The sequence below is a fragment of the Schaalia hyovaginalis genome (assembly GCF_014208035.1).
GTDB classification, from domain to species: domain Bacteria; phylum Actinomycetota; class Actinomycetes; order Actinomycetales; family Actinomycetaceae; genus Pauljensenia; species Pauljensenia hyovaginalis.
Window position 1 is genome coordinate 1,705,924 of record NZ_JACHMK010000001.1, and the last position, 21,591, is coordinate 1,727,514.

25 protein-coding genes are annotated in these 21,591 nt (G+C 68.5%); all 25 read right to left on the minus strand.

What is annotated here, in order from left to right:
• Position 1 precedes the first annotated feature (1 nt).
• The 25 genes from HD592_RS07470 to rho all read right to left on the minus strand — a co-directional run bounded on the left by HD592_RS07470 (position 2) and on the right by rho (position 21,574).
• On the minus strand, positions 2–862 hold the full coding sequence (locus HD592_RS07470) for a tetratricopeptide repeat protein (protein ID WP_184454553.1): 861 nt from the start codon (positions 860–862) through the stop codon (positions 2–4).
• 45 nt (positions 863–907) lie between these two features.
• Positions 908–1,912, minus strand: a complete 1,005-nt coding sequence (locus HD592_RS07475) for a hypothetical protein (protein ID WP_184452995.1) — start codon at positions 1,910–1,912, stop codon at positions 908–910.
• On the minus strand, positions 1,909–3,291 hold the full coding sequence (locus HD592_RS07480; RefSeq protein WP_184452997.1) for a hypothetical protein: 1,383 nt from the start codon (positions 3,289–3,291) through the stop codon (positions 1,909–1,911). Before HD592_RS07480 ends, HD592_RS07475 begins: the two co-directional genes overlap by 4 nt.
• A 136-nt stretch (positions 3,292–3,427) precedes the next feature.
• Positions 3,428–3,727: a hypothetical protein gene (locus HD592_RS07485; protein WP_246430000.1), complete on the minus strand. Its 300-nt coding sequence runs from the start codon at positions 3,725–3,727 to the stop codon at positions 3,428–3,430.
• Positions 3,728–3,743: 16 nt separating this feature from the next.
• Complete coding sequence (locus HD592_RS07490; RefSeq protein ID WP_184453001.1) at positions 3,744–4,955, minus strand: N-acetylglucosamine-6-phosphate deacetylase; 1,212 nt, start codon at positions 4,953–4,955, stop codon at positions 3,744–3,746.
• A 34-nt stretch (positions 4,956–4,989) separates the two neighbouring features.
• Positions 4,990–5,481 (minus strand): DNA glycosylase AlkZ-like family protein, encoded by a 492-nt coding sequence (locus tag HD592_RS12190; RefSeq protein ID WP_343058819.1) that lies wholly within the window; start codon positions 5,479–5,481, stop codon positions 4,990–4,992.
• A complete protein-coding gene (locus tag HD592_RS12195) occupies positions 5,388–5,924 on the minus strand; it encodes a DNA glycosylase AlkZ-like family protein (protein ID WP_246430001.1) in 537 nt (178 codons plus the stop codon). Before HD592_RS12195 ends, HD592_RS12190 begins: the two co-directional genes overlap by 94 nt.
• Positions 5,924–6,622, minus strand: coding sequence for an endonuclease NucS (nucS, locus tag HD592_RS07500; RefSeq protein ID WP_184453003.1), 699 nt, complete (start codon positions 6,620–6,622; stop codon positions 5,924–5,926). Before nucS ends, HD592_RS12195 begins: the two co-directional genes overlap by 1 nt.
• A 21-nt stretch (positions 6,623–6,643) precedes the next feature.
• Positions 6,644–7,054, minus strand: coding sequence for a DUF2550 family protein (locus tag HD592_RS07505; RefSeq protein ID WP_184453005.1), 411 nt, complete (start codon positions 7,052–7,054; stop codon positions 6,644–6,646).
• A 78-nt stretch (positions 7,055–7,132) separates the two neighbouring features.
• Positions 7,133–7,396: a F0F1 ATP synthase subunit delta/epsilon gene (locus tag HD592_RS07510; protein WP_184453007.1), complete on the minus strand. Its 264-nt coding sequence runs from the start codon at positions 7,394–7,396 to the stop codon at positions 7,133–7,135.
• Complete coding sequence (atpD, locus tag HD592_RS07515; protein ID WP_184453009.1) at positions 7,396–8,844, minus strand: F0F1 ATP synthase subunit beta; 1,449 nt, start codon at positions 8,842–8,844, stop codon at positions 7,396–7,398. The genes HD592_RS07510 and atpD overlap by 1 nt, the downstream gene beginning before the upstream one ends.
• 23 nt (positions 8,845–8,867) lie before the next feature.
• A complete protein-coding gene (locus HD592_RS07520; protein WP_184453011.1) occupies positions 8,868–9,797 on the minus strand; it encodes a F0F1 ATP synthase subunit gamma in 930 nt (309 codons plus the stop codon).
• A gap of 3 nt (positions 9,798–9,800) precedes the next feature.
• Positions 9,801–11,438: a F0F1 ATP synthase subunit alpha gene (gene atpA, locus HD592_RS07525; RefSeq protein WP_184453013.1), complete on the minus strand. Its 1,638-nt coding sequence runs from the start codon at positions 11,436–11,438 to the stop codon at positions 9,801–9,803.
• Positions 11,439–11,480: 42 nt separating this feature from the next.
• A complete protein-coding gene (locus tag HD592_RS07530; RefSeq protein ID WP_184453015.1) occupies positions 11,481–12,299 on the minus strand; it encodes a F0F1 ATP synthase subunit delta in 819 nt (272 codons plus the stop codon).
• A complete protein-coding gene (gene atpF, locus HD592_RS07535) occupies positions 12,296–12,859 on the minus strand; it encodes a F0F1 ATP synthase subunit B (protein WP_184454555.1) in 564 nt (187 codons plus the stop codon). The genes HD592_RS07530 and atpF overlap by 4 nt, the downstream gene beginning before the upstream one ends.
• A gap of 5 nt (positions 12,860–12,864) precedes the next feature.
• Positions 12,865–13,074: an ATP synthase F0 subunit C gene (gene atpE / locus HD592_RS07540; RefSeq protein ID WP_184453017.1), complete on the minus strand. Its 210-nt coding sequence runs from the start codon at positions 13,072–13,074 to the stop codon at positions 12,865–12,867.
• Positions 13,075–13,128: 54 nt separating this feature from the next.
• On the minus strand, positions 13,129–13,986 hold the full coding sequence (atpB, locus tag HD592_RS07545) for a F0F1 ATP synthase subunit A (RefSeq protein WP_303774702.1): 858 nt from the start codon (positions 13,984–13,986) through the stop codon (positions 13,129–13,131).
• Positions 13,987–14,124: 138 nt separating this feature from the next.
• Positions 14,125–14,550, minus strand: a complete 426-nt coding sequence (locus tag HD592_RS07550; protein ID WP_184453019.1) for a hypothetical protein — start codon at positions 14,548–14,550, stop codon at positions 14,125–14,127.
• Complete coding sequence (locus HD592_RS07555; RefSeq protein WP_184453021.1) at positions 14,543–15,670, minus strand: glycosyltransferase family 4 protein; 1,128 nt, start codon at positions 15,668–15,670, stop codon at positions 14,543–14,545. The genes HD592_RS07550 and HD592_RS07555 overlap by 8 nt, the downstream gene beginning before the upstream one ends.
• 24 nt (positions 15,671–15,694) lie before the next feature.
• Positions 15,695–16,342, minus strand: coding sequence for an L-threonylcarbamoyladenylate synthase (locus tag HD592_RS07560; RefSeq protein WP_184453023.1), 648 nt, complete (start codon positions 16,340–16,342; stop codon positions 15,695–15,697).
• A complete protein-coding gene (locus tag HD592_RS07565) occupies positions 16,339–17,244 on the minus strand; it encodes a N5-glutamine methyltransferase family protein (RefSeq protein WP_343058767.1) in 906 nt (301 codons plus the stop codon). The genes HD592_RS07560 and HD592_RS07565 overlap by 4 nt, the downstream gene beginning before the upstream one ends.
• Entirely contained in the window at positions 17,241–18,347 is a 1,107-nt protein-coding gene (gene prfA, locus HD592_RS07570) for a peptide chain release factor 1 (protein WP_184453025.1), read from the minus strand. The genes HD592_RS07565 and prfA overlap by 4 nt, the downstream gene beginning before the upstream one ends.
• A gap of 86 nt (positions 18,348–18,433) precedes the next feature.
• Positions 18,434–18,655, minus strand: a complete 222-nt coding sequence (rpmE, locus tag HD592_RS07575; protein WP_154477266.1) for a 50S ribosomal protein L31 — start codon at positions 18,653–18,655, stop codon at positions 18,434–18,436.
• A gap of 263 nt (positions 18,656–18,918) precedes the next feature.
• Entirely contained in the window at positions 18,919–19,749 is an 831-nt protein-coding gene (locus tag HD592_RS07580) for an inositol monophosphatase family protein (protein ID WP_184453027.1), read from the minus strand.
• Between the two features lie 76 nt (positions 19,750–19,825).
• The gene (rho, locus tag HD592_RS07585; protein WP_184453029.1) at positions 19,826–21,574 is read right to left on the minus strand and encodes a transcription termination factor Rho; all 1,749 of its coding nucleotides are present in this window, start codon (positions 21,572–21,574) and stop codon (positions 19,826–19,828) included.
• Between the last annotated feature and the right edge of the window lie 17 nt (positions 21,575–21,591).

The following is a 21,591-nucleotide window of genomic DNA, read 5'->3' on the forward strand; positions in this document are numbered from 1 at the left end:
CTCAGATCAACACGAGGGTGGACAGGCGCATCCGCGCCTTCATCACCTCGGGCGTGTTGCCCGCAACGGCGAAGAGATCGAGGAGGCGCAGACGCGCCCCGTCCTTGTCCTCCGGAGTCTGCCCCTGCTCCACGAGATCGAGCAGGAGCGAAAAAGCGGCCTCGGCGTCCCCCTCGGAGAAGAGCAGATCCGCCCTCGCCATCGGATCCGCCCCGTCGAGGGACGCCGTGCGCGCCTCGAGGCGGACGCGCGCGAGGTGGGTCTTCGCCGCGCCGTCGCGCGGATTCAACTCGACGACCCGCTCCCAGGCGCGCATCGCGCCCTCAAGATCGCCGTCCGCCTCGAGAGCGAGGGGCGCCAGGTGCTCGTTCGGCGTCGGAGCGCTCGTCTGCTCCGCCGACACCGCGATCCGGCCCGTGACGCCCATCTGGGCGGCGGCCTTGGTGACCTCGTCGATGAGGGGCCTCATCTGCTCCTTCGATGCGGATCCCTGGAACAGCGGGATCGGACGGCCCCCGATCAGGGCCACCACCGACGGCACCGCCTGGACTTGGAAAGCCCGGGCGATCTGCGGCGCCGCCTCGATGTCGATCTTCACGAACTGGAAGGCGCCCGCGAAGTCCCGGGCCAGCTCCTCCAATGCGGCAAGGACCGGCTTCGATTCCAGCGAGCGCCCCGACCACATCGCGATGACGACCGGGACGGTCTGAGAGACCGACATGACCTCGTCGAAATTCACCTCGTCCCCCACCACGATGAGCGGCGCGTCAAGGGCCGCCACGGCCTCGGGGGCCGCCGCGGACGCCGCCGACGCCGGCCCCGCGGAGAGATCAACCGCGCCGTGCGAGTCCGCCGCGCGCATATCGTCAGTGTTCACAGTCGTTCCTTCCTCCCCGGCATCGGCGTGTCAGGCGTTATCGGGATTCGTCGAATCATCCATCGCCACCGACTCGATCACCCTGTCGGCGCCGACGATGCGCGAGACCCCGCCCTGGCTGGATGAGGGGATGTTGATGAGGACGGTCGCCACATAGGTGACGATCGCCGTGCCCTTGACCGTGTCGTCGTCTCCGGAGTTCATCGTGGCGGTCTGCCCGCCCAAACGCATCGTCGACTTCGCGATCGTGCGCGAGTAGTTGAGCGTGTACGTGAAATTCGCGGCGACGAGCGCCGAACCGTCCTGCAGGACCACGCCGGCGATCGGATCGGAGGTCGCAGCGGCGTTCGCGGTGACAGTGCCCGCGGCCTCGAGACTCGATGCGAGCGTCTTCACGGTGTCGAGGTACTGAGCGGTGAATTCATCCCCCGCGAAGGCCTCCGAGGAGGTCTGCCCCGCATTCAGCATGTCCACGTAAGCCTTGAGCGCTTCTTCGGGAGTGGAGACGAATCCCGGCGAGTCGTTCGTCACGAAGGCCGATCCCTGCTCGATCGCCGGCATCGTCACCGAGGTCCCGCCGAGCATCCGGCACCAGGCGGTCAGCGCGTAGGAGGAGCGCGCATCGGATTGGACGAAGACCTGGACCACCGGCAGCTGCGAGGCGTCCGCTTGGCGGATGTTGAGGATCGCCCTCGGCCACTGCGCGGAGTTCGTGACGGCGAGATTCTGCGGAGTCAGGTCCAGGGAGGGGATCGTGTCCCCGGAGGCCTGCGCGTAGGCGTACTGCGCGGCGCGCGTCCGGGCGGCCCCGGCGATGATGCGCTCCTCGAAGGCCCCCTTGTCGAGGGCGGAGTCCGCCTTGTCGAGCGTGAGCGCCACCTCCTCGAGGACCTCGTCGACTCGGTCCGCATCGAGGTTCGGAGCCTGCTGAGCCGATTGGGCCGTCTCCTTCGCGACGAGCTCGCCCGTCGAACAGGCCCCGAGTGCCAGGGCGGCGATGACCGCGACTCCGGCGACCGCAACACGCCTCGTCATGACTCGTCCTTCTTCAGCCAGCCGAACATCAACGATTTCCAGGAGCTCGTCGCATCGTCCCCTTCAGCCGGATCGTCCGACGCGGGGGCGGGCCCTTCCTTCGCGACGACCGGGATCAGGCCCGTGTCGAATTCGCGGCCCTCGATGACGATCTTCTCCTCGCCCTTCTCCCTCGCCTCGCGCAGCGCGCGACGGCTGGGGAGGGCGACGCCGGGACGGATCGCGGACAGATCGATGATACCCGTGTCCGTGGGCACCTTCTCGGGCGGATCCGCGTCGATCGCCCCCTCCGCCAGGGCGTGACGGCCGTGAGCCGCCTCCGCGCCGGCGTCCGTCTCGGCTGCGCCGTATTCTTCAGCGTGATCGGCGGAGCCGAGGGGCCCATCGTTCTCGTCATGACTCGCGTCCGCGGCGCCTTGCGCCTCACCGGGATCCTCGCCGGTCTGCTCGGTTCCGGCGGGGGCCTCGTCCCTCGTCTCCTTCGAGGGGGCGTCATCAGCGCGCCCGGCGTCGATGAGCCCCGTGACCTGCGCCGTATCGATCATTTGAGTCTGAGTCGTATCGGCGCCCGCGCGCTCGGTGAGGACCTGAGCGCGTTCGCGGCGCCGCTGGAGCAGATGTCGGCGCGACAGGACGAGGACGGCGGAGATGAGGGCGGCGAGCCCCGCGCCGAGGAAAGCGATGATCGCGAGGGTGTTGACCCGCTGCATGCTCCAGGTGAGGGTGAGCTCCAGGTCGCCCTTGCCCGCAGCCGAGACGGCGATGAGCGAGCGGCCGACGGGGATGTCGCTGAGTGCCAGCGTCGCGCTGCCCTGACCCGCGGTCTTGTCCAGCCACATGTCCGAGCCTTCGAGATCCGCTTCCAGGGCCTGGGCGGGAAGCGATGCGGATTGGGACGAATCCGCCGACTGGGGGCCCTCGGAGGCCGAGGCCGTCCGCTGCGCGCCCGATTGCGCCGCGCTCCCCGACTGGGATGACTCTGCCTGCTTCGCGCCCGATTGCGCCGCGCTCCCCGACTGGGATGACTCTGCCTGCTTCGCGCCCGGATGCTCTTCGACCTTGAGCACCGAACGGTCGGAGGTGATGCCCACGACCTCGGTGTACTCGTCATCGCCGATCCAGCCGATGACGTCACCGGGAGTGCCGACCCCGAGGGCGACCGGCGCTCCGCTGAGCGAACGGGCGTCGATGCGGACGTCGTTCGCCACCAGCGGCAGGACGCCGTCCCGGGTCATCACGAGCGCGTTCGAAGCGACCACCGACGAGGCGAGCTCCTGGGAAGGCTTGAGCACGGTGAGCGCGAGCGCGCCCACGATGAGGAAGACAAGTGCCACGGCTGCGGCGATCGCAGCCGACGCGTACTGCTTGAGGCGCTTCACTCGAGTTACTCCTAGGTCGTTCGGAAGTCCCTATCTGTTCAACGATAGGCGGCCCGTGCTGGCGACGACAGCCGATGACGGCCTCCAGTGATCAAATGCATGATAACCATCGCGCTCATCAGGGCGGGAAAGGGCCTCACAGAGGGCGCAGGCCCCGCCTCCAGCACTCCGTATGCCAGTGCCTGCGCGCATCCACCCCTTCGGGGAGCCCGTAGGGGGCTTCAAGGGGCCATGCCACGACGTGGGCCGTTCCCAGGGGGATCGGGCGGGCGCAGGCGGGGCAGATGTAGGCCTTCGCCGAGGAGCTCAGGCGCTGCACCCGGTATTCGCGGCCGTCCGGCCCGCTCTGAGTGCGCGGCATCGAGGCCAGGGATCCCATGTCGAGATCACGGTGATGCTCATTCCACGGGCGTTTGCGCGAACGCCGTCCTCTCATCGCTTCGATGCGCCGTTCATCGGATCAACGCGCCGTCTTTGAACACCCGGATCGGACGGAGCCCCTCATCGACCTCCAGGAGGTCCGCGCGCCTGCCCGCCTCGATGCACCCGATGTCCTCGCGGCCGAGGATTCTCGCGCCTTGAACGGAGGACATGTACACGGCGTCGACGAGGCTGATCCCGGCCCCGACCGCCGTGCGCACGCAATCGAGGAGGTGGGCTGTGCCGCCGGCGAGCGTCCCCTGCCCGCTGATGAGCGCGCGCCCGTCCTCGACCGACACCTTCTGCGAACCGAGCACGTACTCGCCGTCGGGCATTCCGGCGGCCTCCATCGCATCGGTGACCAGGACGCAGGCGTCACGGCCGAGGATCTCCACGACGTCCCGGACGAGCGAAGGATCGAGGTGGACGCCGTCGCAGATCATCTCCGCGATGGCCCCTCCCCTGGTGGCGTCGGACAGGAATTCGGCGATCGGGCCCGTGTCCCGGTGATGCAGGGGGCGCATGCCGTTGAAGAGATGCGTGATCGTTGCATTCGCGCTGCGCCGCCCCTCGGTGCGGTCCAGGATGTCGCGCGAGTATTCGAGCGCCTCGCGCGCATGGAGCGAGCCCGAATCGGTGTGGCCCCATGAGGGCAGGGCCCCGCCTTCGACCAGGGCCTCGGCGACCGAGCCCTCACCGTAAGCCCCCTGCTTCTCGGGGGCGAGCGTCATGGTGAGCGCGTGCCCGCGGCAGATGCCGAGCAGCTCCCGGGTGAAGCGCGGATCGGGATCGATGATGTAGGCGGGGTCCTGGGCGCCGCAGCGCTCGAAGGAGATGAAGGGGCCTTCGAAGTGGATCCCCGCGAGTTCGCCGTCATCGGCGAGCTCGGCGAGAAGCGCCGACCGCTCCCGGAGGACGTCGCGGGAGGCCGTGACGAGCGAGGCGACCAGCGAGGTGGTCCCGTGCCTGCGGTGCTCGAGGACGGCGGTCATCGCCTCCTCGCGCGTCCCCGCGTTCGGGAAGGAGGCCCCGCCCCCGCCGTGGCAGTGGACGTCGACGAGGCCGGGGAGAATCGTCGTCCCCCGGGAGGGGGTCGATCTAAGGGCGTCCTCCTCACGGGTGCTCTTCGGCCCAGAGGCATCGATGACCTCAGTGATGACCCCGTCCTTAGCGACGATGACACCGTCTTCGACGATCCGATCAGCCGTCACGATTCTTCCGCGAATCTTCACCATTGAACTCATGGCTCCATTGTGCCACCGGTGCGAAGGGCGGCGCTCAGCCCCCGAGTCTGCTCAGAGTCGCCGACAGCGCCCGCTCGACGCGGCCGCGCAGGGCCGCAGAGGGCGCCTCCTCGAGGAAGATCAGCCCCTCTTTGACCGGATGGACCGCGACGAGGCGCCCCGCGTCCACGACGATCGGCCTGAACATGCCGTTCCTCGCCGGGCAGATGAGCGCCTCCCCCGACTCGTCGGTGAGGCAGGAGCGGTCCTTGTACCCGACGTGGAGTTCGTCGAAGGAGGCGAGGAGCATCGTCGCCCTGGCCGCGTCCAGCGACTCCCTCGCACGATCCTCGAGGTCCGAAAGCATGTAGTAGACATCCGGGTCCGAAAGCGAGGGCCTGCGGGGCTCGGGCGCCCAACCGCCGCGCGCGCCCCTTTCGACGCGGATCCGCTTCAGCGCCCTCCCCTCGTCGTCTTCACCGGCCTCGCAGGCGTCCTCGAGGGCGCGCAGGGACTCCCCGAGGGGCAGCGTCGTCCAGCGCGCCAGGTCGTGAACGCCAACCGGCCCGTGCCCGATCGCATAACGCCTCGCGATTTCGGCGAGCGCCTCGCGATGGCGCTCAGGGCGAGCTCGCCCGCCCTCGTGACGAGGGCGTCATCGACGCCTCGAAGCGCCGCGGGCTGCGAGGCGCCGTAGCGGTGCTTGAGGGCCGCTCGGAGCCAGTGATGATCCTCGGCGATCGTGATGTGAACGGTGCCGCGCATCGGCCAGGAGCGCACGAGGCGGGCGGAATCGAAGGCCTCCTTCACCTCGGCGCGCGACGAATGCGGAGCCCGCGCGAGGATCGCGTGAGGAATCGCGGACACCTGCTGGCCCTGGATCGCCAGCATGCGCCCCACCGCGGCGACGGGCGAAGGGCTGCCCGTCGCGGGCACCAGCCCCTGGGCCACGATGCGCAGCAGGGACAGGCCCGTGGGCAGGGCCCGCATCAGAAGAGTCTCGACTCGGGGTCGTCGAAGCCGCGCATCGCGTCGTAATCCAGGACGAGGCATCGGATTCCGCGGTCCTGCGCAAGAGTGCGCGCCTGCTTCGTGATCTCCTGAGCGGCGAAGATCCCAGACAGCTCCGGAAGCAGCGGATCCCGGGACAGCAGATCGAGGTAGCGCGTCAACTGCTCGACCCCGTCGATCCCGCCCCTTCGCTTCACCTCGATCGCGTAATAGGCGCCGCCCGCATCGCGCACCATGAGGTCGACCGGCCCGATGGGGGTCGGGTACTCGCGTCGCACGAGGGAGAAGTCCTCGCCGAGGATCTGGGGGACCTGCTCGGCGAGCAGTTCCTGAAGGTGGGTCTCGACCCCGTCCTTGACCAGTCCCGGATCCACTCCGAGGTCCTCCACGACATCGGAGACGATCTCGTGGATGCGGATGACGAGGCGATCATCCGTCTTATCGGCCTGGACCGTCCACACCTCCGTCACGCCGTCGGCCTCCTCGGCCTCGTCCATCGCCTCGCAGGTGACGGAGCACGGCGCATTCATCCAGTTGAGAGGCTTGTAGGAGCCCCCATCGGAATGGATGAGGACCGACCCGTCCGCTTTGAACATGATGACCCGCTTGGCGGGATCGAGATGGGCGCTCAGCCGACCGGAGTAGTCGACAGTGCACGTCGCAATGAGAACTCGCACGGGGGCGAGCCTAGCAGCGGATCACGCCCTGGGCCGAGGCGGCCCCGATTCGATCCAGGAGACGAGGGCGTTGTAGGTGTGCGATGCGACCGCGACTTCGTAGCGCTTGTCCCCCGAACGGAGGCGGATCTCGAGCATCGAGCCGTCCTGGGAGTGCTGGACCGGGGAGGACAGTTCGAGATTGCGTCGTGCGACCGTGTAGACGGGCTTGTTCGAGAAGCCCACGAGGCGGTACCAGGAGAGCTCCTCGGAGCCGTACAAGCCGATCCCGGATGTCCACCCCGACTGGGTATCGGGACGCGACCAGCATCTGAAGGCGCCGAGTCTGCCGTCCAACCGGCGCGCACGGATATTGATGTACGCGAGGACCGCAAGGGCGATGACGACGAGGGCGATCAGCACAACCGCGAGCGGCAGCAGTACTCCGTCCATGATTCCCCTCCGATCGCGAAGATGGTGATGTCGATGAGGAGAGCCCCCGTCCGGGTGCTCCGGACGGGGGCTCCTCTTTCAGGAAACTGTACCGTGATCGGCGACGACGGTCACGAAATCGGAGTCGACAGACGCGAATCCGCCTTCGATGTCGAAGATCTTGACTCCTTCACCGGTCGTCACGGCCACCGAACCGGAATCGAGCTGGGCGAGCAGGGGCTGACGGCCCGGCAGGATGCCGAGCTGACCGTCGACCAGGGGGATCCGCACGGCGCTGCCGGTGCCGTGCCAGAGCCTGCCCTCGTGGGAGACGATCTCGACCTGAAGAACGCGATTCGCCATCAGGCGTCCTTCTCGAGCTCGTGCCACTTGCGCTCGAGGTCCTCGATGCCGCCGATGTTGTAGAAGGCCTGCTCGGGGACCTTGTCGTAGTAGCCCTCGGCGATGCGCTTGAAGGCCTCGATGGTCTCCGACAGGGGTACGGTCGAGCCCGGGACGCCGGTGAACTTCTCGGCCATGTAGGTGTTCTGCGAGAGGAACTGCTCGATCCTGCGCGCCCTGGACACCGTGACCTTGTCCTCTTCGGACAGCTCGTCGACGCCGAGGATCGCGATGATGTCCTGAAGCTCCTTGTTCTTCTGGAGGATCGCCTTCACGTGCGTCGCCGTGTCGTAGTGCTCGCGGCCCACGAGCTGAGGATCGAGGATCCTCGAGGTCGAGGCGAGCGGGTCCACGGCCGGGTAGATGCCCCTCGAGGCGATCTCGCGCGACAGCTCGGTGGTCGCATCGAGGTGGGCGAAGGTCGTCGCCGGCGCCGGATCCGTGTAGTCGTCCGCCGGGACGTAGATCGCCTGGAGCGAGGTGATCGAGTGGCCGCCCGCGGAGGTGATGCGCTCCTGGAGCTGTCCCATTTCATCGGCGAGATTCGGCTGGTAGCCCACGGCCGAGGGCATGCGGCCGAGCAGGGTCGAGACCTCCGAACCGGCCTGCGTGAAGCGGAAGATGTTGTCGATGAAGAGGAGCACGTCCTGGTGCTGGACGTCGCGGAAGTACTCCGCCATCGTCAGGCCCGTCAGCGCGATGCGAAGACGCGTCCCCGGCGGCTCGTCCATCTGGCCGAAGACGAGGGCGGTCTTGTCGAAGACGCCCGCCTCCTCCATCTCGCGGATAAGATCGTTGCCCTCACGGGTGCGCTCGCCGACGCCGGCGAACACCGAGACGCCGCCGTGATCCTGGGCGACGCGCTGGATCATCTCCTGGATGAGGACCGTCTTGCCGACGCCCGCACCGCCGAAGAGGCCGATCTTGCCGCCCTGGACGTAGGGGGTGAGCAGGTCGATGACCTTGATGCCCGTCTCGAACATCTTCGTGCGGGCCTCGAGCTGGTCGAAGGCCGGGGGCTGGCGGTGGATCGGCCAGCGTTCGGTGATCTCGAGGGTCTCGCCCTCCTTGAGGTTGAGGGGCTCGCCCGTCACGTTGAAGACGTGGCCCTTCGTGATGTCGCCGACGGGCACCGAGATCGGGGCTCCCGTGTCGGTGACGAGGGCCCCGCGGACCAGACCGTCGGTCGGCTTGAGTGCGATCGTGCGCACGAGGTTGTCGCCGAGGTGCTGGGCGACCTCGAGCGTCATTGTGAAGCTCGCCTCGCCCTCGCCCTGCCCGGCGAGGTTCACATCGACGTGAAGCGCGTTGTACAGGGGCGGGATCGAATCCGGCGGGAACTCCACGTCGACGACGGGTCCGACGACCCTGGCGACGCGGCCCTGCGCGACTGCTGTTTCCTGACTCATGTTCTTACTCCGTGTCCTTGGGATCAGCCGGCGACCAGCGCGTCGGCCCCGCCCACGATCTCGCTGATCTCCTGGGTGATGTCCGCCTGGCGGGCGGAATTCGCCAGGCGCGTGTACTTGGTGATGAGCTCCTCGGCGTTGTCTGTGGCGGTGTGCATCGCGCGCTGGCGCGAGGCCAGTTCGGAAGCCGCCGACTGGAGGAGGACGTTGTGGATCCGGCTCTCGACGTAGAGCGGGAGCAGCGTATCGAGGACGGCCTCGGCCGAGGGGATGAATTCGTACTCGGGCAAGGTCGCTGAAGGATCGTCCTGGAATCCCCTTTCGGCCCCGCGCTCGGCATCGCCCTCGGGCGCGTCGACCACGAGGAGGGGCAGCATCTGCCGGACCTCCGGGACCTGGCGCATGACCGACACGAAGCGCGTGTAGACGAGGTGGACCTCGGACACGCCCCCCATCCGGTTCTCGTCGAGGAAGCGCTCGAGGAGTTCACGTGCGATCTCGCGCGTCGTCTCCGGGGTCGGCGCATCCGACTCGCCCTCCCAGGAGCGCTCGATCGGGACGCCCCGGAAGTTGAAGTATGACTTGGCGCGCCGCCCGAAGGTGTAGACGACGGGCTCCTTGCCCTCGTCCTTGAGACGGGCGACCAGGCGCTCCGACTCCCTCAGGATCGTCGCCGAGTAGGCTCCCGCCATGCCGCGATCGGAGGCGATCACGAGCACGGCCACGCGAGGGGTGTCGTAGCGCTCGAGGGTGAGCGGATGATCGAGATCCGTGTGGACCGCGACCGCCGCGACCGCCTGCGTGAGCGCCTTCTCGTAGGGCCCGAGGCCGGCGGCCGCACGGCGGGCGGCCCCGATCCTCGACGCCGCGATCATCTCCATCGCGCGGAAGACCTTCGCGAGCGTGCGCGTCGAGGCGATGCGCTGCTTGTAGATCCTCTGCTGACCGCCCATCGCTCAGGCCTTCTCGCCCGAGGGACGGCTCCGCGTGATCTCCTCGCGGGTGCGCTCCGCCTCCACATCCGAATCATCGAGGGCGGCGCCGCGGCCGGCGAGGATCCACTGCTCGTGGAAGGCCTCGACCTGCGCCTTGAGCTCCGCTTCGGTCTCCTCGGTGAGCAGGCCGGTCGACTGGATCTCGTCGAGGACCGCCGAGTTCGCCTTGAGGTGCTCGAGGAGCGCGTGCTCGAAGGGGAGCACGTCTGCCACCTCGAGGTCGTCGAGGTATCCGTGCGTGCCCGTCCAGATCGACGCGACCTGCTGGGAGGTCGTGTACGGCGAGAACTGGGGCTGCTTGAGGAGCTCCATGAGGCGCTCGCCGCGCGTGAGCTGCTGACGCGTCGCAGCATCGAGGTCCGAGGCGAACATCGCGAAGGCAGCCATCGAGCGGTACTGGGCGAGCGTGAGCTTGAGAGTGCCCGCGACCTTCTTCATCGCCTTCACCTGAGCGTCGCCGCCGACTCGGGACACCGAGATGCCGACGTCGACCGCGGGGCGCTGGTTCGAGTTGAACAGGTCGGACTGGAGGAAGATCTGGCCGTCCGTGATCGAGATGACGTTCGTCGGGATGTAGGCCGACACGTCGTTCGCCTTCGTCTCGATGATCGGCAGGCCGGTCATCGAACCGCCGCCGAGCTCGTCGGAGAGCTTCGCGCAGCGCTCGAGGAGGCGGGAGTGGAGGTAGAAGACGTCGCCCGGGTAGGCTTCGCGCCCCGGCGGGCGGCGCAGCAGGAGGGAGACTGCCCGGTAGGCCTCGGCCTGCTTGGACAGGTCGTCGAAGATGATGAGGACGTGCTTGCCCTCGTACATCCAGTGCTGGCCGATCGCCGAGCCCGTGTAGGGGGCCATGTACTTGTAGCCGGCAGGGTCGGAGGCCGGGGAGGCGACGATCGTCGTGTACTCCATGGCGCCCGCGTCCTCGAGGGTCGAGCGGACAGAGGCGATCGTCGAGCCCTTCTGGCCAATCGCGACGTAGATGCAGCGGACCTGCTTGTCCGGGTCGCCGCTCCTCCAGTTCTCGCGCTGGTTGAGGATGGTGTCGAGGGCGATCGCCGTCTTGCCGGTCTTGCGGTCGCCGATGATGAGCTGGCGCTGTCCGCGGCCGATCGGGATCATCGAGTCGATGGCCTTCAGACCCGTCTGGAGCGGCTCGTGGACCGACTTGCGCATCATGACGCCGGGGGCCTGGAGTTCGAGGGCGCGGCGGCCCGCGACATCGGTGATCTCACCGAGTCCGTCGATCGGACGGCCGAGCGGGTCGACCGTTCGGCCGAGGTAGCCGTCGCCGACCGGCACCGAGAGGACTTCACCCGTGCGATGGACGACCTGCCCCTCTTCGATGCCCCCGAAGTCGCCGAGGACGACCGTGCCGATCTCACGCTGATCGAGGTTCATCGCCAGGCCGAGCGTGCCGTCGGCGAAGCGGAGGAGTTCGTTCGCCATCGTCCCGGGCAGGCCCTCGACGTGGGCGATGCCGTCCGCGGTCTCCGTCACGTGGCCCACTTCTTCGGTCGCCACCTCGGAGGGGCGGTAGGACTCCATGAAGTCGTCCAGTGCGCCGCGGATCTCCTCGGGACTGATTGACAGGTCAGCCATGAGTCTTCCTTCTATGTGCGTGTATGAGTTCTGGGGTGAGCGTCAACTCGCGAGAGCGCGCTTCATGTCGGCGATCCTCGTCGCGAGGCTCGCGTCGATGGCGGTGGTGTCGGCACGGAGCCTGAAGCCGCCGACCACGCCGTCCTCCACGGAGACCGAGAGCGCGATCTCGCGCTGGAAACGGGCCTCGAGGAGGCTGCGCAGGCGGGCCGCCTGCTCGGCGCTCATCTCGGCCGAGGTCTCGACGGTGACGAGGAGCTTCGACTCGATCGCGGCCGCCCACTGGGCGAAGCGGCGAAGATTCGCCAGGAGGCGTCCGTGCCGCGAGCGGCCGACGGCCCTGCGGAGCAAGCGCATCGTCCACACCGAGACCCTCGATGCGAAGACGCGGGTCGCGAGGTCCCCTCTTTCGTGGGGATCGCCGGTCGACATGTCCGACAGCGTGAGCCGGAGTTCGCGATGCGAGGCGAGGAAACGGCGCAGCTCGAAGAGCTCGCCCTCCACGGCGGCGAGCTCGCCCTCGCGCTTGGCCGCGGCGAGGACCGCGAGGATGCCGAGGACTTCGGCGGCGTCGTGGAGGGACTCGGGCTTGGACCAGTGGCCGGCCACCATCTCCTTCACGATCCTCACGGTGCCCTCGTTCATCTTCGCCGAGAAGAGCGCTTCGACGAGGGACGCCTTCTCCTGGGCGCTGCGCGAGGGATCGGTGAGCGCGCGGCGGAGCCGGGCGTCAGTCTTGACGAGGTCGGACAGGCCGAAGAAGTCCTCGGCGATCCGCATCGCCGGGGCGCCGGGCACCGCCAGGGCGTCCTCGAGATTCGACGAGTAGGCGACGCCGCCGAGTCCTCCCTGTGCGTTCATCGGGCGGATTCCTGGGCGACTCGGGCGTTATCGGCCTCAAGATCATCGAGGAAGCGGTCGACGACCCTGCTCGTGAGGGCGGTGTCGGCGAGGTGCTCGCCGACGATCTTCTCCGCGAGTTCGGTCGCAAGGAGTCCGACCTCGGCGCGCAGCGAGATCTCCGCGGCCTGCTTCTCGGCGAGGATCTGACGCTGGGCGTTCTCGAGGATCCGCGACGCCTCTTCCTGAGCCTCCGTCCGAGCGGCGGCGACGATGCCCTTCGCCTCTTCGGAGGCGCGTTCGCGGATCTCGTGCGCCTCGGCGTTGGCGGCCTTGAGGACGTCGGCGCGCTCGCGCTCGGCGAGGGCCTGCTCCTCCTTGGCCTTATCGGCCGCGGCGAGCCCGTCGGCGATCTTCGCCTGGCGCTCGTCCATCGTGGCGTAGAGGCGGGGAAGGGCGACGCCCCCGACGAGGAGGAGGACGGGGAGGAGGACGAGCGCCGACCAGAAGATCTCGTAGAGCGGCGGGAGGATGAAGCTGAGGCCCCCGGCCTCCTCCGCGGCTGCGAAAACCTGGTGCATGGCGGTCACTTGACGATGAGCGGAAGAACGAAGGCGATGAGGCCGAGGGCCTCGACCATGCCGGCGCCGATGATCATGTTCGTGAAGAGGCGGCCCGCGACCTCGGGCTGACGGGCGGTCGCCTCCTGGGTCTTGCCGACGAGGAGGCCGATGCCCAGGCCCGGGCCGAGGGTCGCGAGGCCGTAGCCGATGTAGGCGAATGCAGCGGTGGTCATGATGCTCTTTCCTTTTGGGTCGGACGCCCTGCGGGCGCGGTTTTGCGACGAGTGTCAGTGACTCTCGACGGACAGCTTGATGTACACGGTCGTCAGGATCGTGAAGATATAGGCCTGGAGGAAGGCGACGAAGACCTCGAAGGCGGTCATCACGACCATCGCTGCGCCGGTGAGGATCCCCGCCGTCGAGAGGGCGTTCATCCCCTGGAGGAGGGCCGCGGTGCCGAAGTAGGTCATGCCGAGGAGGAGGTGCCCCGAGACCATGTTGCACAGGAGTCGCAGGGTGAGGGTCACGGGCCGGACGATGAGGTTCGAGAGGAACTCGATCGGCGTGATGAGGATGTACATCGGCTTCGGAAGGCCCGGGGGCATGAGCTGGGACTTGAGGAAGCCGCCGATGCCGTGGGCCTTGACGCCCGCGCCGATGAAGGCGATGTACGAGATGACGGCGAAGGTCATCGGCACCGCGACGACCGAGGACGCGGCGATGTTGATGCCCGGGAGGATGCCCGCGAGGTTCATCGCGAGGACGGCGAAGAATGCGAATCCGACGAAACCGGCCCACTTGCGGCCCCTGGTCGGGCCGAGGAGTTCGAGGGCGACGTTCGAGCGGATGAACTCGGCGATGGCCTCGACGGCCATCTGGCCCCGGCCCGGCACGAGCTTGGGCTTGCGCGCGACTGCGAGTAGGACGATGCAGACGAGGACGCCCATGACGACGCGCGCCAGCGTGAGGCGGTTGAACTCGAAGAAGGTTCCCTCGCCGAAGAGGGCGGAGGGGAAGAAGTCGCCGATGCCGGGTTGATGCGGGTGCTGCGTGAAAGCGGGGACTGCGGTCAGAGCGATGACGACGAGGAGCAGGATCAGCAGGACCCAGTACCACAGTGGCTTCGAGCTGCTCCCCCGTCTCACGGACGAAGTCGTTGACGTAGACAGCGCAGCCTCCTAGTGCGAATCAGCATCGATGGGCAATCGCCCTCCGGGCGACCCGGCCAGTCTAGCAGGGCGCGGGAAGACTGCCCGTACAACCCCGCGCAGGCCCGCGATCTTTCATTCGCCCTTCAGCGGGGGCGCATCGACCGCGGGGATACGCGCCTTCGACAGGACGATCACCTCCGCGAGCATCGAGACCGCGATCGTCGCGATGGCGACCGCGGTGGCCAATCGGACGTCGACGCCGAAGAACTCCGGCACGTACAGACCGACGACCACCAGTATGATCCGGAGCGGATAGGCGCCCGCGATCCATGCGGGCCCGTTCGCACCGGGCCGCGCCGCCCTCGACAACGCCCACCACTGCGCTGCGAGGAGGACGCCGGGAATCACTGCCGCTGCGCATATCGATGCGAGGGGGAGGCCCGCGAACCACCCGCAGCCCGCGGCGGAGGCGACGGCGAGGAGGCCGATCACGAGCAGGGGCCTCTTCAAAGAGGCGACGGCCTTCTGAAGAGGCGCGGGCCGGGTGGGCTCACTCACGTGCGTCTCCTTCTCGTTGCGGGCGGGCGGAGGGGCGATGGTGCGCCGCGGGGAACTCGGAGGCCGTGATCGTCGCACCGATAGCGTAGGCCGGCAGGGCGAACCAGAGGACGCGCGTCCAGTCGAAGACGAGCAGCCCGACCGCGGGCACGCACACCAGCGCCGTCCACATCCACAGGATCGCGACGACCGCCCGATGCGAGTGGCCCCGCAAGATCAGACGGTCGTGGAAATGCGAACGATCCGCTTTGAACGGGCTCTTGCCCTTGCGGATCCTGCGGATCGAGGTGACGACGAGGTCGAGGATCGGCATGAAGATGACCGAGAGCGGCAGGATGATCGGGAGGACGCCGACGAGGACCTGCTGGCGCCCGAGCAGGGCCGGATCGATCTGGCCGGTCACGATGATGCCCGCGGCGGCGAGAACCAGTCCGAGGGTCTCGGCGCCGCCGCCCATCATGATCGATGAGGGGTGGAAGTTGAACCACAGGAAACCGACGCACACCCCGACCAGCGCGACGACGATGAGCGAGGCGGTCGTCGCATAGGACGCGGCGCCCATGAGCCTCGACAGCATGTACGAGTAGACGAAGAAGACGCCGGCCCCGATGGCGACCATTCCGGCGGCCAGGCCGTCGAGGCCGTCGATGAAGTTGACCGCGTTGACGATGCCGACCACCAGGACGACGGTGACGATCAATGACAGGCGCGAGGAGCCGATCGTCACGCCGAAGATCGGGAAGGAGACCAGCTGAACGCCCGCGTAGGCCATGACGCCCGCGATGAGGATCTGCCCGGAGAGCTTGGTCATCCAGTCGAGTTCGATGACGTCGTCGATCACGCCGAGCAGGCACATCGCCGAGGCCGCGAACATGACCGCCCAGGGCACGCTCGTCGCGTACAGGGGCGCCATGTAGGGGATGCGGGAGGCGATCAGGAGGGTCACGACCAGGCCGATCGTCATCGCGATGCCGCCGAGCCTGGGGATCGGGGCCTTCTGGATGTCGCGCGACCTCAGCTCGGGAACGATCCCCCATCGCAGGCAGGCCCACCTGACGAGGGGCGTCATGAGGAGCGTGACGCCCATCGCGATGAGCGTGAGCAGGACATAAACCTTCATGCGGGAGGCGTTCCCTATCGGATGTCAGATCGTGGGAAGGATGTCGATCCGGGCGGATGCGGACAGGTCCTCCAAGGATACGGCTCCGAGTCGCAAAGCCCTGGGAGCGCCGTGGGCGAAGTCGATGATCGTCGAGGGGGTCGCGGCTCGCGTCGGGCCGCCGTCGATGTGGAGGACGCGGTCCCCGAAGAAGGCCAGCGCCTCGTCGATGCGCGTCGCGGGGGGCTCGCCGGTCAGGTTCGCGCTCGTCACCGCCATCGGTCCCGTGCGCTCGAGGAGTTCGCGAAGGGGCGCGTGATCCGGCATGCGCAGTGCGATCGTCCCCGCAGTCTCGCCCAGGTCCCATCCGAGCTCGGGACGGGCCCGGAGGATGAGCGTCAGCGCGCCCGGCCAGTGGGAATCGGCGAGGCGGCGCGCGCCTTCGGGGATGTCGACGGCGAGTTCATCGGCGGCGCCCGCGTGGGCGACGAGGACCGGCGGCGGCATCTGACGGCCGCGCCCCTTGGCGTCGAGGAGGCGCTGGACGGCCCGCGCGTCGGTCGCGGTCGTTCCGATCCCGTACACCGTGTCGGTGGGCACGACGGCGAGCCCGCCCTTGCGGACGTGGTCCGCGGCCTCGGCGAGGTCGTTAGGGTTCCATGCGGGAGTGCAGCGGATGATTCGAGGAGTCACCGCGTCATTCTGCCACGCTCGGCGATGAGGCAGCGGTCGCGCCCGGTCAGGTCCGGCATCGTGCGGGCCGCCGAGAAGCCGAAGCCGAGGGCCGTCCGGCGCATCGCCTTCCCCTGGCTCTCGGAATGTTCGACGAGGGCGCAGCCCCCCGCCTTCAGGAGGCGGAGCGCTCGGGCGAGGATCCCGGTGGGGATCTGCATTCCATCGGCTCCGCCCCCGAAGAGGGCGAGATCGGGATCGCGGAGCGCTTCGGGCTGGGTGGGGGCCTCTGAGGGCGGAACGTAGGGGGGGTTCGACACCACGATGTCGATCGCGCCGTCGAGTTCGGCGAGCGTACCGGGATCGGTCGCATCGCCCGGGACGAGCGCGACCCGTCCGGGGACGAGGGCCGCGATGTTCTCGGCCGCGAGGCCCCGAGCGATCTGGTCGATCTCGACGGCCCACACGCGCGCGCCGGGCACGTGGCGGGCGATCGCGATCCCGATCGCCCCCGAACCTGCGCACAGGTCGACCGCATTCACGCCGCCCCGCTCGGCCGCGATCGCGCGGCATCGACGGATCGCCTCTTCGACGAGGATTTCGGTTTCGGGCCTCACGAGGAACACCCCGGGCCTCGCCTTCAGCGCGAGCCCGGCGAAGTGCATCCGCGATGTGATCCATTGGAGCGGCTCGCGCTGTTCGCGGCGCGCGACGCCCTCTTCGAAGCGCAGCACCGCCGAGGGGTCGAGGGGCTCGCGGATGCTCCACACGGATTCGGCTCCGAAGGCCCATTCGGCGAGTTCACGCGCATCGCCCGCGGGCGATGCGCCTTCGATCCCCTCAAGACGGCGCGCTCCTGCGCGGAGCAGCGCGTTGAGGCTCGTCGAAGCGCCCCGGTCCGGCGCGTCCCCTCGTCCGGTCACTGCCCGGCCGCCCTCGCGAGCCTCTCCGTCTCGTCGGCGCTGCGCAGCGAATCGATGACGGGCGCCAGTTCGCCGCCCAGGACGCGATCGAGATTGTGCGCCTTGTAGCCGGTGCGATGATCCGCGATGCGGTTCTCGGGGAAGTTGTAGGTGCGGATGCGCTCGGAGCGGTCGACGGTGCGCACCTGGGAGAGGCGCTGCGCCGAGGCCTCGGCTTCGCGCTTCGCCCTCGCTTCGGCCGCGAGCCGCGAGGCGAGCACCCTCAGGGCCGCTTCCTTGTTCTGGAGCTGGGACTTCTCGTTCTGCATCGACACGACGATGCCGGAGGGGATGTGGGTGATGCGCACGGCCGAGTCCGTCGTGTTGACGGATTGCCCGCCCGGTCCGGAGGACCTGTAAACGTCGATGCGCAGATCGTTCGGATCGATGACGATCTCGGAGTCGTCCTCGATCTCGGGCATGACGAAGACTCCGACCGCGGAGGTGTGGATGCGCCCCTGGGATTCGGTGACGGGCACTCGTTGAACGCGGTGGACTCCGCCTTCGTATTTGAGGTGCGCCCATACGCCCTCGTCGGGGGTCGGAGCGCCCTTCGCCCGGATCGCCAGGGAGATGTCCTTGAAGCCGCCCAGCTCGGTGGTCGTCGAGGAGAGTTCGGTCGCCGACCAGCCCTTCGATTCGGCGTACCTGGCGTACATGCGGGCGAGATCGGAGGCGAAGAGGGCGGACTCCTCGCCCCCCTCCCCCGCTTTGATCTCGAGGATGACGTCGAGCGCGTCCTCGGGATCGCGAGGCGCGAGGATGCGCATGAGGTCGTCGTGCGCTGCGGCCATTTCGGCTTCGAGGGCGGGGATCTCCGCTTGGAAGGAGGGGTCCTCCTCGGCGAGTTCGCGCGCCGCGCCCAGGTCGTCTCTGGCTGTCGAGATGCGCTCGGCCGCCTGGCGGATCCTTCCGAGTTCTGCGAATCGCCGACCGGCCTTGCGCATCCTCGTCTGGTCGCCGAGGACCGCGGGATCCGACATGAGGGCTTCGACCTGCTCATACTCCTCGAGCAGGGGCGTGAGCGCGCGAAGATCGACCTCGATCTCCGATTCGATGGGCATGCGAATCCTCCTCGTGCGTGTGATGCGCGACGGCGCCGGTGACCTTCGTCACCGGCGCCGCACTGTCGCCTCGGTGCGCCTTGGCCTCACTTGGAGGGGCGGACGCGCTTTCCGTAGCGGGCCTCGAACTTGGCGACGCGGCCGCCGGTGTCGAGGATCTTCTGCTTACCCGTGTAGAAGGGGTGGCAGGCCGAACAGACGTCGACGCGCATCTCGCCGGAGGCGAGGGTCGAACGGGTGTGGAAGCTGTTGCCGCAGGTGCAGGTCACAACGGTGTCCACGTACGTGGGGTGGATGTCCTTCTTCATGGGAACTCCTGGGTTCGTTGGTGCCCCGGGTCCGGATCCGCAGACCCCTTCGCATCGGACGAAGGGCGTCCTGCCGCATCGAATGCGGCGGCGAACCGGTGAACCGGATGCCGACCGGCCCATTGTGCCACCTGGCGGGCGTGCCGGTCCACGCGGCGGCGCCTGCGAAAGCGTGAGACGCGCGACTGCCGGGGCGGGGCGTCAACGGACGAGCCCGATTCCGACGCATGAAGAGCGGTGGCGCCGTCGGGTCTTGGCCGATGTCAGCGTACCGGGGGATCAACGGGGCCGGATTGAAACTGCTCGCCGATCCCGTTCATCAGCGCGTCGTAGGTCCGCCCGTCGGCCGCGCACACTATCCCGCTGTTGGCGAGGTGAAGATCCTCTCCCATCAGCCCCGACATGATGCAGCCGGCCGCGCGGCACAGGCCGATGCCCGCGGAGAAGTGGACGCTCGCCGCGCGATCTCCCGCGATGACGAAGCCGGCGCGCAGCCCCGCGGCCACCCACGCCAGTGAGATCCCCGTGCCCACGTACCTCGGATTCAGAGTGTCGAAAGCCGAGGATCTCCAAAATCGAGCGAGAGAGAACCCCCGAGCATCCGGATCCTGGGCGTCCATGAGAATCTCCACCACCCGCGACTCGGGCGAGGGCGAGGCGGGGGCCTCCTCATCGCCGCATCCGATGAGGACAGCAGAACCGTCAGTCCAAATGACACGGTCGTACAAGGGCTCGCTGACAGCAGCCGCCAGAACCTCGTCCCCCTTCGTCAGCGCGACATTGACGCCATAGGGTCCCGTCCGCGAGGCATAGTTCAACGTTCCGCACAGGGGATCGAGCATCCATACTCGCTCAGCCTCCCTCGGCCCGCTCCAGCCCGACTCCTCGGCGATCACCGCGTCGTCCGGCCTGCATTCACGGAGCAGGGCCAGCGCGGCGCGCTCGGCGGCGACGTCGGCCTCGGTAGCGAAGTCCCCACCGCCTTTGAAGATCCGCTCGTGCGGCGCCCCCTCACGCTCGAGGAGCACGCGCGAGGCCTCCTTCGCCGCCATAATGGCGATCTCGGCGTCCGATGCTCTCGCGACCCGCCTCATCCGCAGCCCTCCGCTCCGTTTTCAAGACCGGGTCCCCATCCGCGAATGGATGGGGACCCGATCCTCGTTGCTCTGATCAGTCCACGCTCGGCGTCGTCTTCTGGACGAGCATGAGGAACTCGGCGTTCGACTGGGTGTCCTTGAGCTTCTCGAGGATGAGCTCGAGGGCCGACTGCTGGTCGAGGGTGCCCAGGACGCGGCGGAGCTTCCACATGATGCGGAGCTCCTCGGGGCCGAAGAGCATCTCCTCGCGGCGCGTGCCCGAGGCGTTGACGTCGATCGCGGGGAAGATCCTGCGGTCGGCGAGCTGGCGGGACAGGCGCAGTTCCATGTTGCCGGTGCCCTTGAACTCCTCGAAGATCACCTCGTCCATCTTCGATCCCGTCTCGACGAGCGCCGAGGCGATGATCGTGAGGGAGCCGCCCTCCTTGAGGTTGCGGGCGCCGCCGAAGAACTTCTTGGGCGGGTAGAGCGCCGAGGCGTCGACGCCGCCCGAGAGGATGCGTCCCGATGCGGGAGCCGCGAGGTTGTAGGCGCGCGACAGACGGGTGAGGGAGTCGAGGAGCACGACGACGTCCTGGCCGAGCTCGACGAGGCGCTTGGCGCGCTCGATCGCGAGTTCGGCGACGATGGTGTGATCCGAGGCCGGGCGGTCGAAGGTCGAGGCGATGACCTCGCCCTTGACGATCGAGCGCATGTCGGTGACCTCTTCGGGCCGCTCGTCGACGAGGACGACCATGAGGTGGACTTCGGGGTTGTTGAGCTCGATCGCCTTGGCGATCTGCTGGATCACCATCGTCTTGCCGGCCTTGGGCGGGGAGACGATGAGACCGCGCTGCCCCTTGCCGATCGGGGCGACGAGGTCGATGACGCGAGGCGTGTAGGCCTTGGCCGAGGTCTCCAGGCGCAGCTGCTCGCTCGGGTAGATCGGCGTGAGCTTGCCGAATTCCCGTCGGGCCTGGGCGTCCTCGATCGACATCCCGTTGACGGAGTCGACGCGCACGAGCGCGTTGTACTTCTGGCGCTGGCGCTCGCCCTCGCGGGGCTGGCGGACCGCGCCCGCGACGGCGTCGCCCGGGCGCAGGCCCCAACGGCGCACGTTGCCGAGGGTGACGTAGACGTCGTTCGGACCGGGCAGGTAGCCCGAAGTCCGGACGAAGGCGTGGTTGTCCTGGACGTCGAGGATGCCCGCGATCGGCGCGAGCTGCTCGTCCTCGCGGACGGCCTCGTCGCGATCGGCGCGATCCGGGCGCTCGTCGCGGTAACGATCGCGACGGTTGTTGCGCCCGTTGCGCTCGGAGCGGTCCTGGCGATCGGGGCGGTCGCGGTTGCGCCTGCGGCTGTTGCGATCGCGGCGGTTGCGGCCGCGATCCTCGGAATCGTCGCCCTCGGGCAGTTCGATCGCCCCGAGTTCCTTGACGGGCGCCTGGGCCTGCTGCGCCGCCGGGCGCTCGCTGCTCCCCACCGGTTCGGGCAGGTCGATCGCGAGGGCCGAGGGCTCCTTGGTCTCGATCACCGCGCGGCGCCTGCGCGACTTGCGGGGGGCCTCCGCGCGCTCGTCCTCGGCGGCGGATCGGTCTTCGCGCCGGGGTGAATCCGCGGGCTGCGGCTGGGCGTCGGCTGGAGAGCCCGGCCTCTCGTCGGCGGAGGCCTTGGGGGCGCGGGCCTTGCGCTCGGAGGCGGCCTGGGCCGGTCGCGGGGCTCCGCCTTGCGCGGCGAGCGCGTCGATGAGCTCGGACTTGCGCATTTTCGACGTGCCCTTGAGACCCCGGCTTGACGCGAGCTTGTGGAGTTCGGCCAGCTTCATGCTCTTAAGCTCCGTCATGGAAGCTTGGGCGCCTT

Bases quoted from the DNA above. Each gene is read 5' to 3' on its own strand.
- HD592_RS07470 (WP_184454553.1), bottom strand. From the start codon at position 862: ATGCGCGCGGCGGACTCGCACGGCGCGGTTGATCTCTCCGCGGGGCCG.
- HD592_RS07475 (WP_184452995.1), bottom strand. From the start codon at position 1,912: ATGACGAGGCGTGTTGCGGTCGCCGGAGTCGCGGTCATCGCCGCCCTG.
- HD592_RS07485 (WP_246430000.1), bottom strand. From the start codon at position 3,727: ATGAGAGGACGGCGTTCGCGCAAACGCCCGTGGAATGAGCATCACCGT.
- HD592_RS07490 (WP_184453001.1), bottom strand. From the start codon at position 4,955: ATGAGTTCAATGGTGAAGATTCGCGGAAGAATCGTGACGGCTGATCGG.
- HD592_RS12195 (WP_246430001.1), bottom strand. From the start codon at position 5,924: ATGCGGGCCCTGCCCACGGGCCTGTCCCTGCTGCGCATCGTGGCCCAG.
- HD592_RS07505 (WP_184453005.1), bottom strand. From the start codon at position 7,054: ATGGACGGAGTACTGCTGCCGCTCGCGGTTGTGCTGATCGCCCTCGTC.
- HD592_RS07510 (WP_184453007.1), bottom strand. From the start codon at position 7,396: ATGGCGAATCGCGTTCTTCAGGTCGAGATCGTCTCCCACGAGGGCAGG.
- atpD (WP_184453009.1), bottom strand. From the start codon at position 8,844: ATGAGTCAGGAAACAGCAGTCGCGCAGGGCCGCGTCGCCAGGGTCGTC.
- HD592_RS07520 (WP_184453011.1), bottom strand. From the start codon at position 9,797: ATGGGCGGTCAGCAGAGGATCTACAAGCAGCGCATCGCCTCGACGCGC.
- atpA (WP_184453013.1), bottom strand. From the start codon at position 11,438: ATGGCTGACCTGTCAATCAGTCCCGAGGAGATCCGCGGCGCACTGGAC.
- HD592_RS07530 (WP_184453015.1), bottom strand. From the start codon at position 12,299: ATGAACGCACAGGGAGGACTCGGCGGCGTCGCCTACTCGTCGAATCTC.
- atpF (WP_184454555.1), bottom strand. From the start codon at position 12,859: ATGCACCAGGTTTTCGCAGCCGCGGAGGAGGCCGGGGGCCTCAGCTTC.
- atpE (WP_184453017.1), bottom strand. From the start codon at position 13,074: ATGACCACCGCTGCATTCGCCTACATCGGCTACGGCCTCGCGACCCTC.
- HD592_RS07555 (WP_184453021.1), bottom strand. From the start codon at position 15,670: ATGAAGGTTTATGTCCTGCTCACGCTCATCGCGATGGGCGTCACGCTC.
- prfA (WP_184453025.1), bottom strand. From the start codon at position 18,347: ATGCCCATCGAATCGGAGATCGAGGTCGATCTTCGCGCGCTCACGCCC.
- rpmE (WP_154477266.1), bottom strand. From the start codon at position 18,655: ATGAAGAAGGACATCCACCCCACGTACGTGGACACCGTTGTGACCTGC.
- HD592_RS07580 (WP_184453027.1), bottom strand. From the start codon at position 19,749: ATGAGGCGGGTCGCGAGAGCATCGGACGCCGAGATCGCCATTATGGCG.
- rho (WP_184453029.1), bottom strand. From the start codon at position 21,574: ATGACGGAGCTTAAGAGCATGAAGCTGGCCGAACTCCACAAGCTCGCG.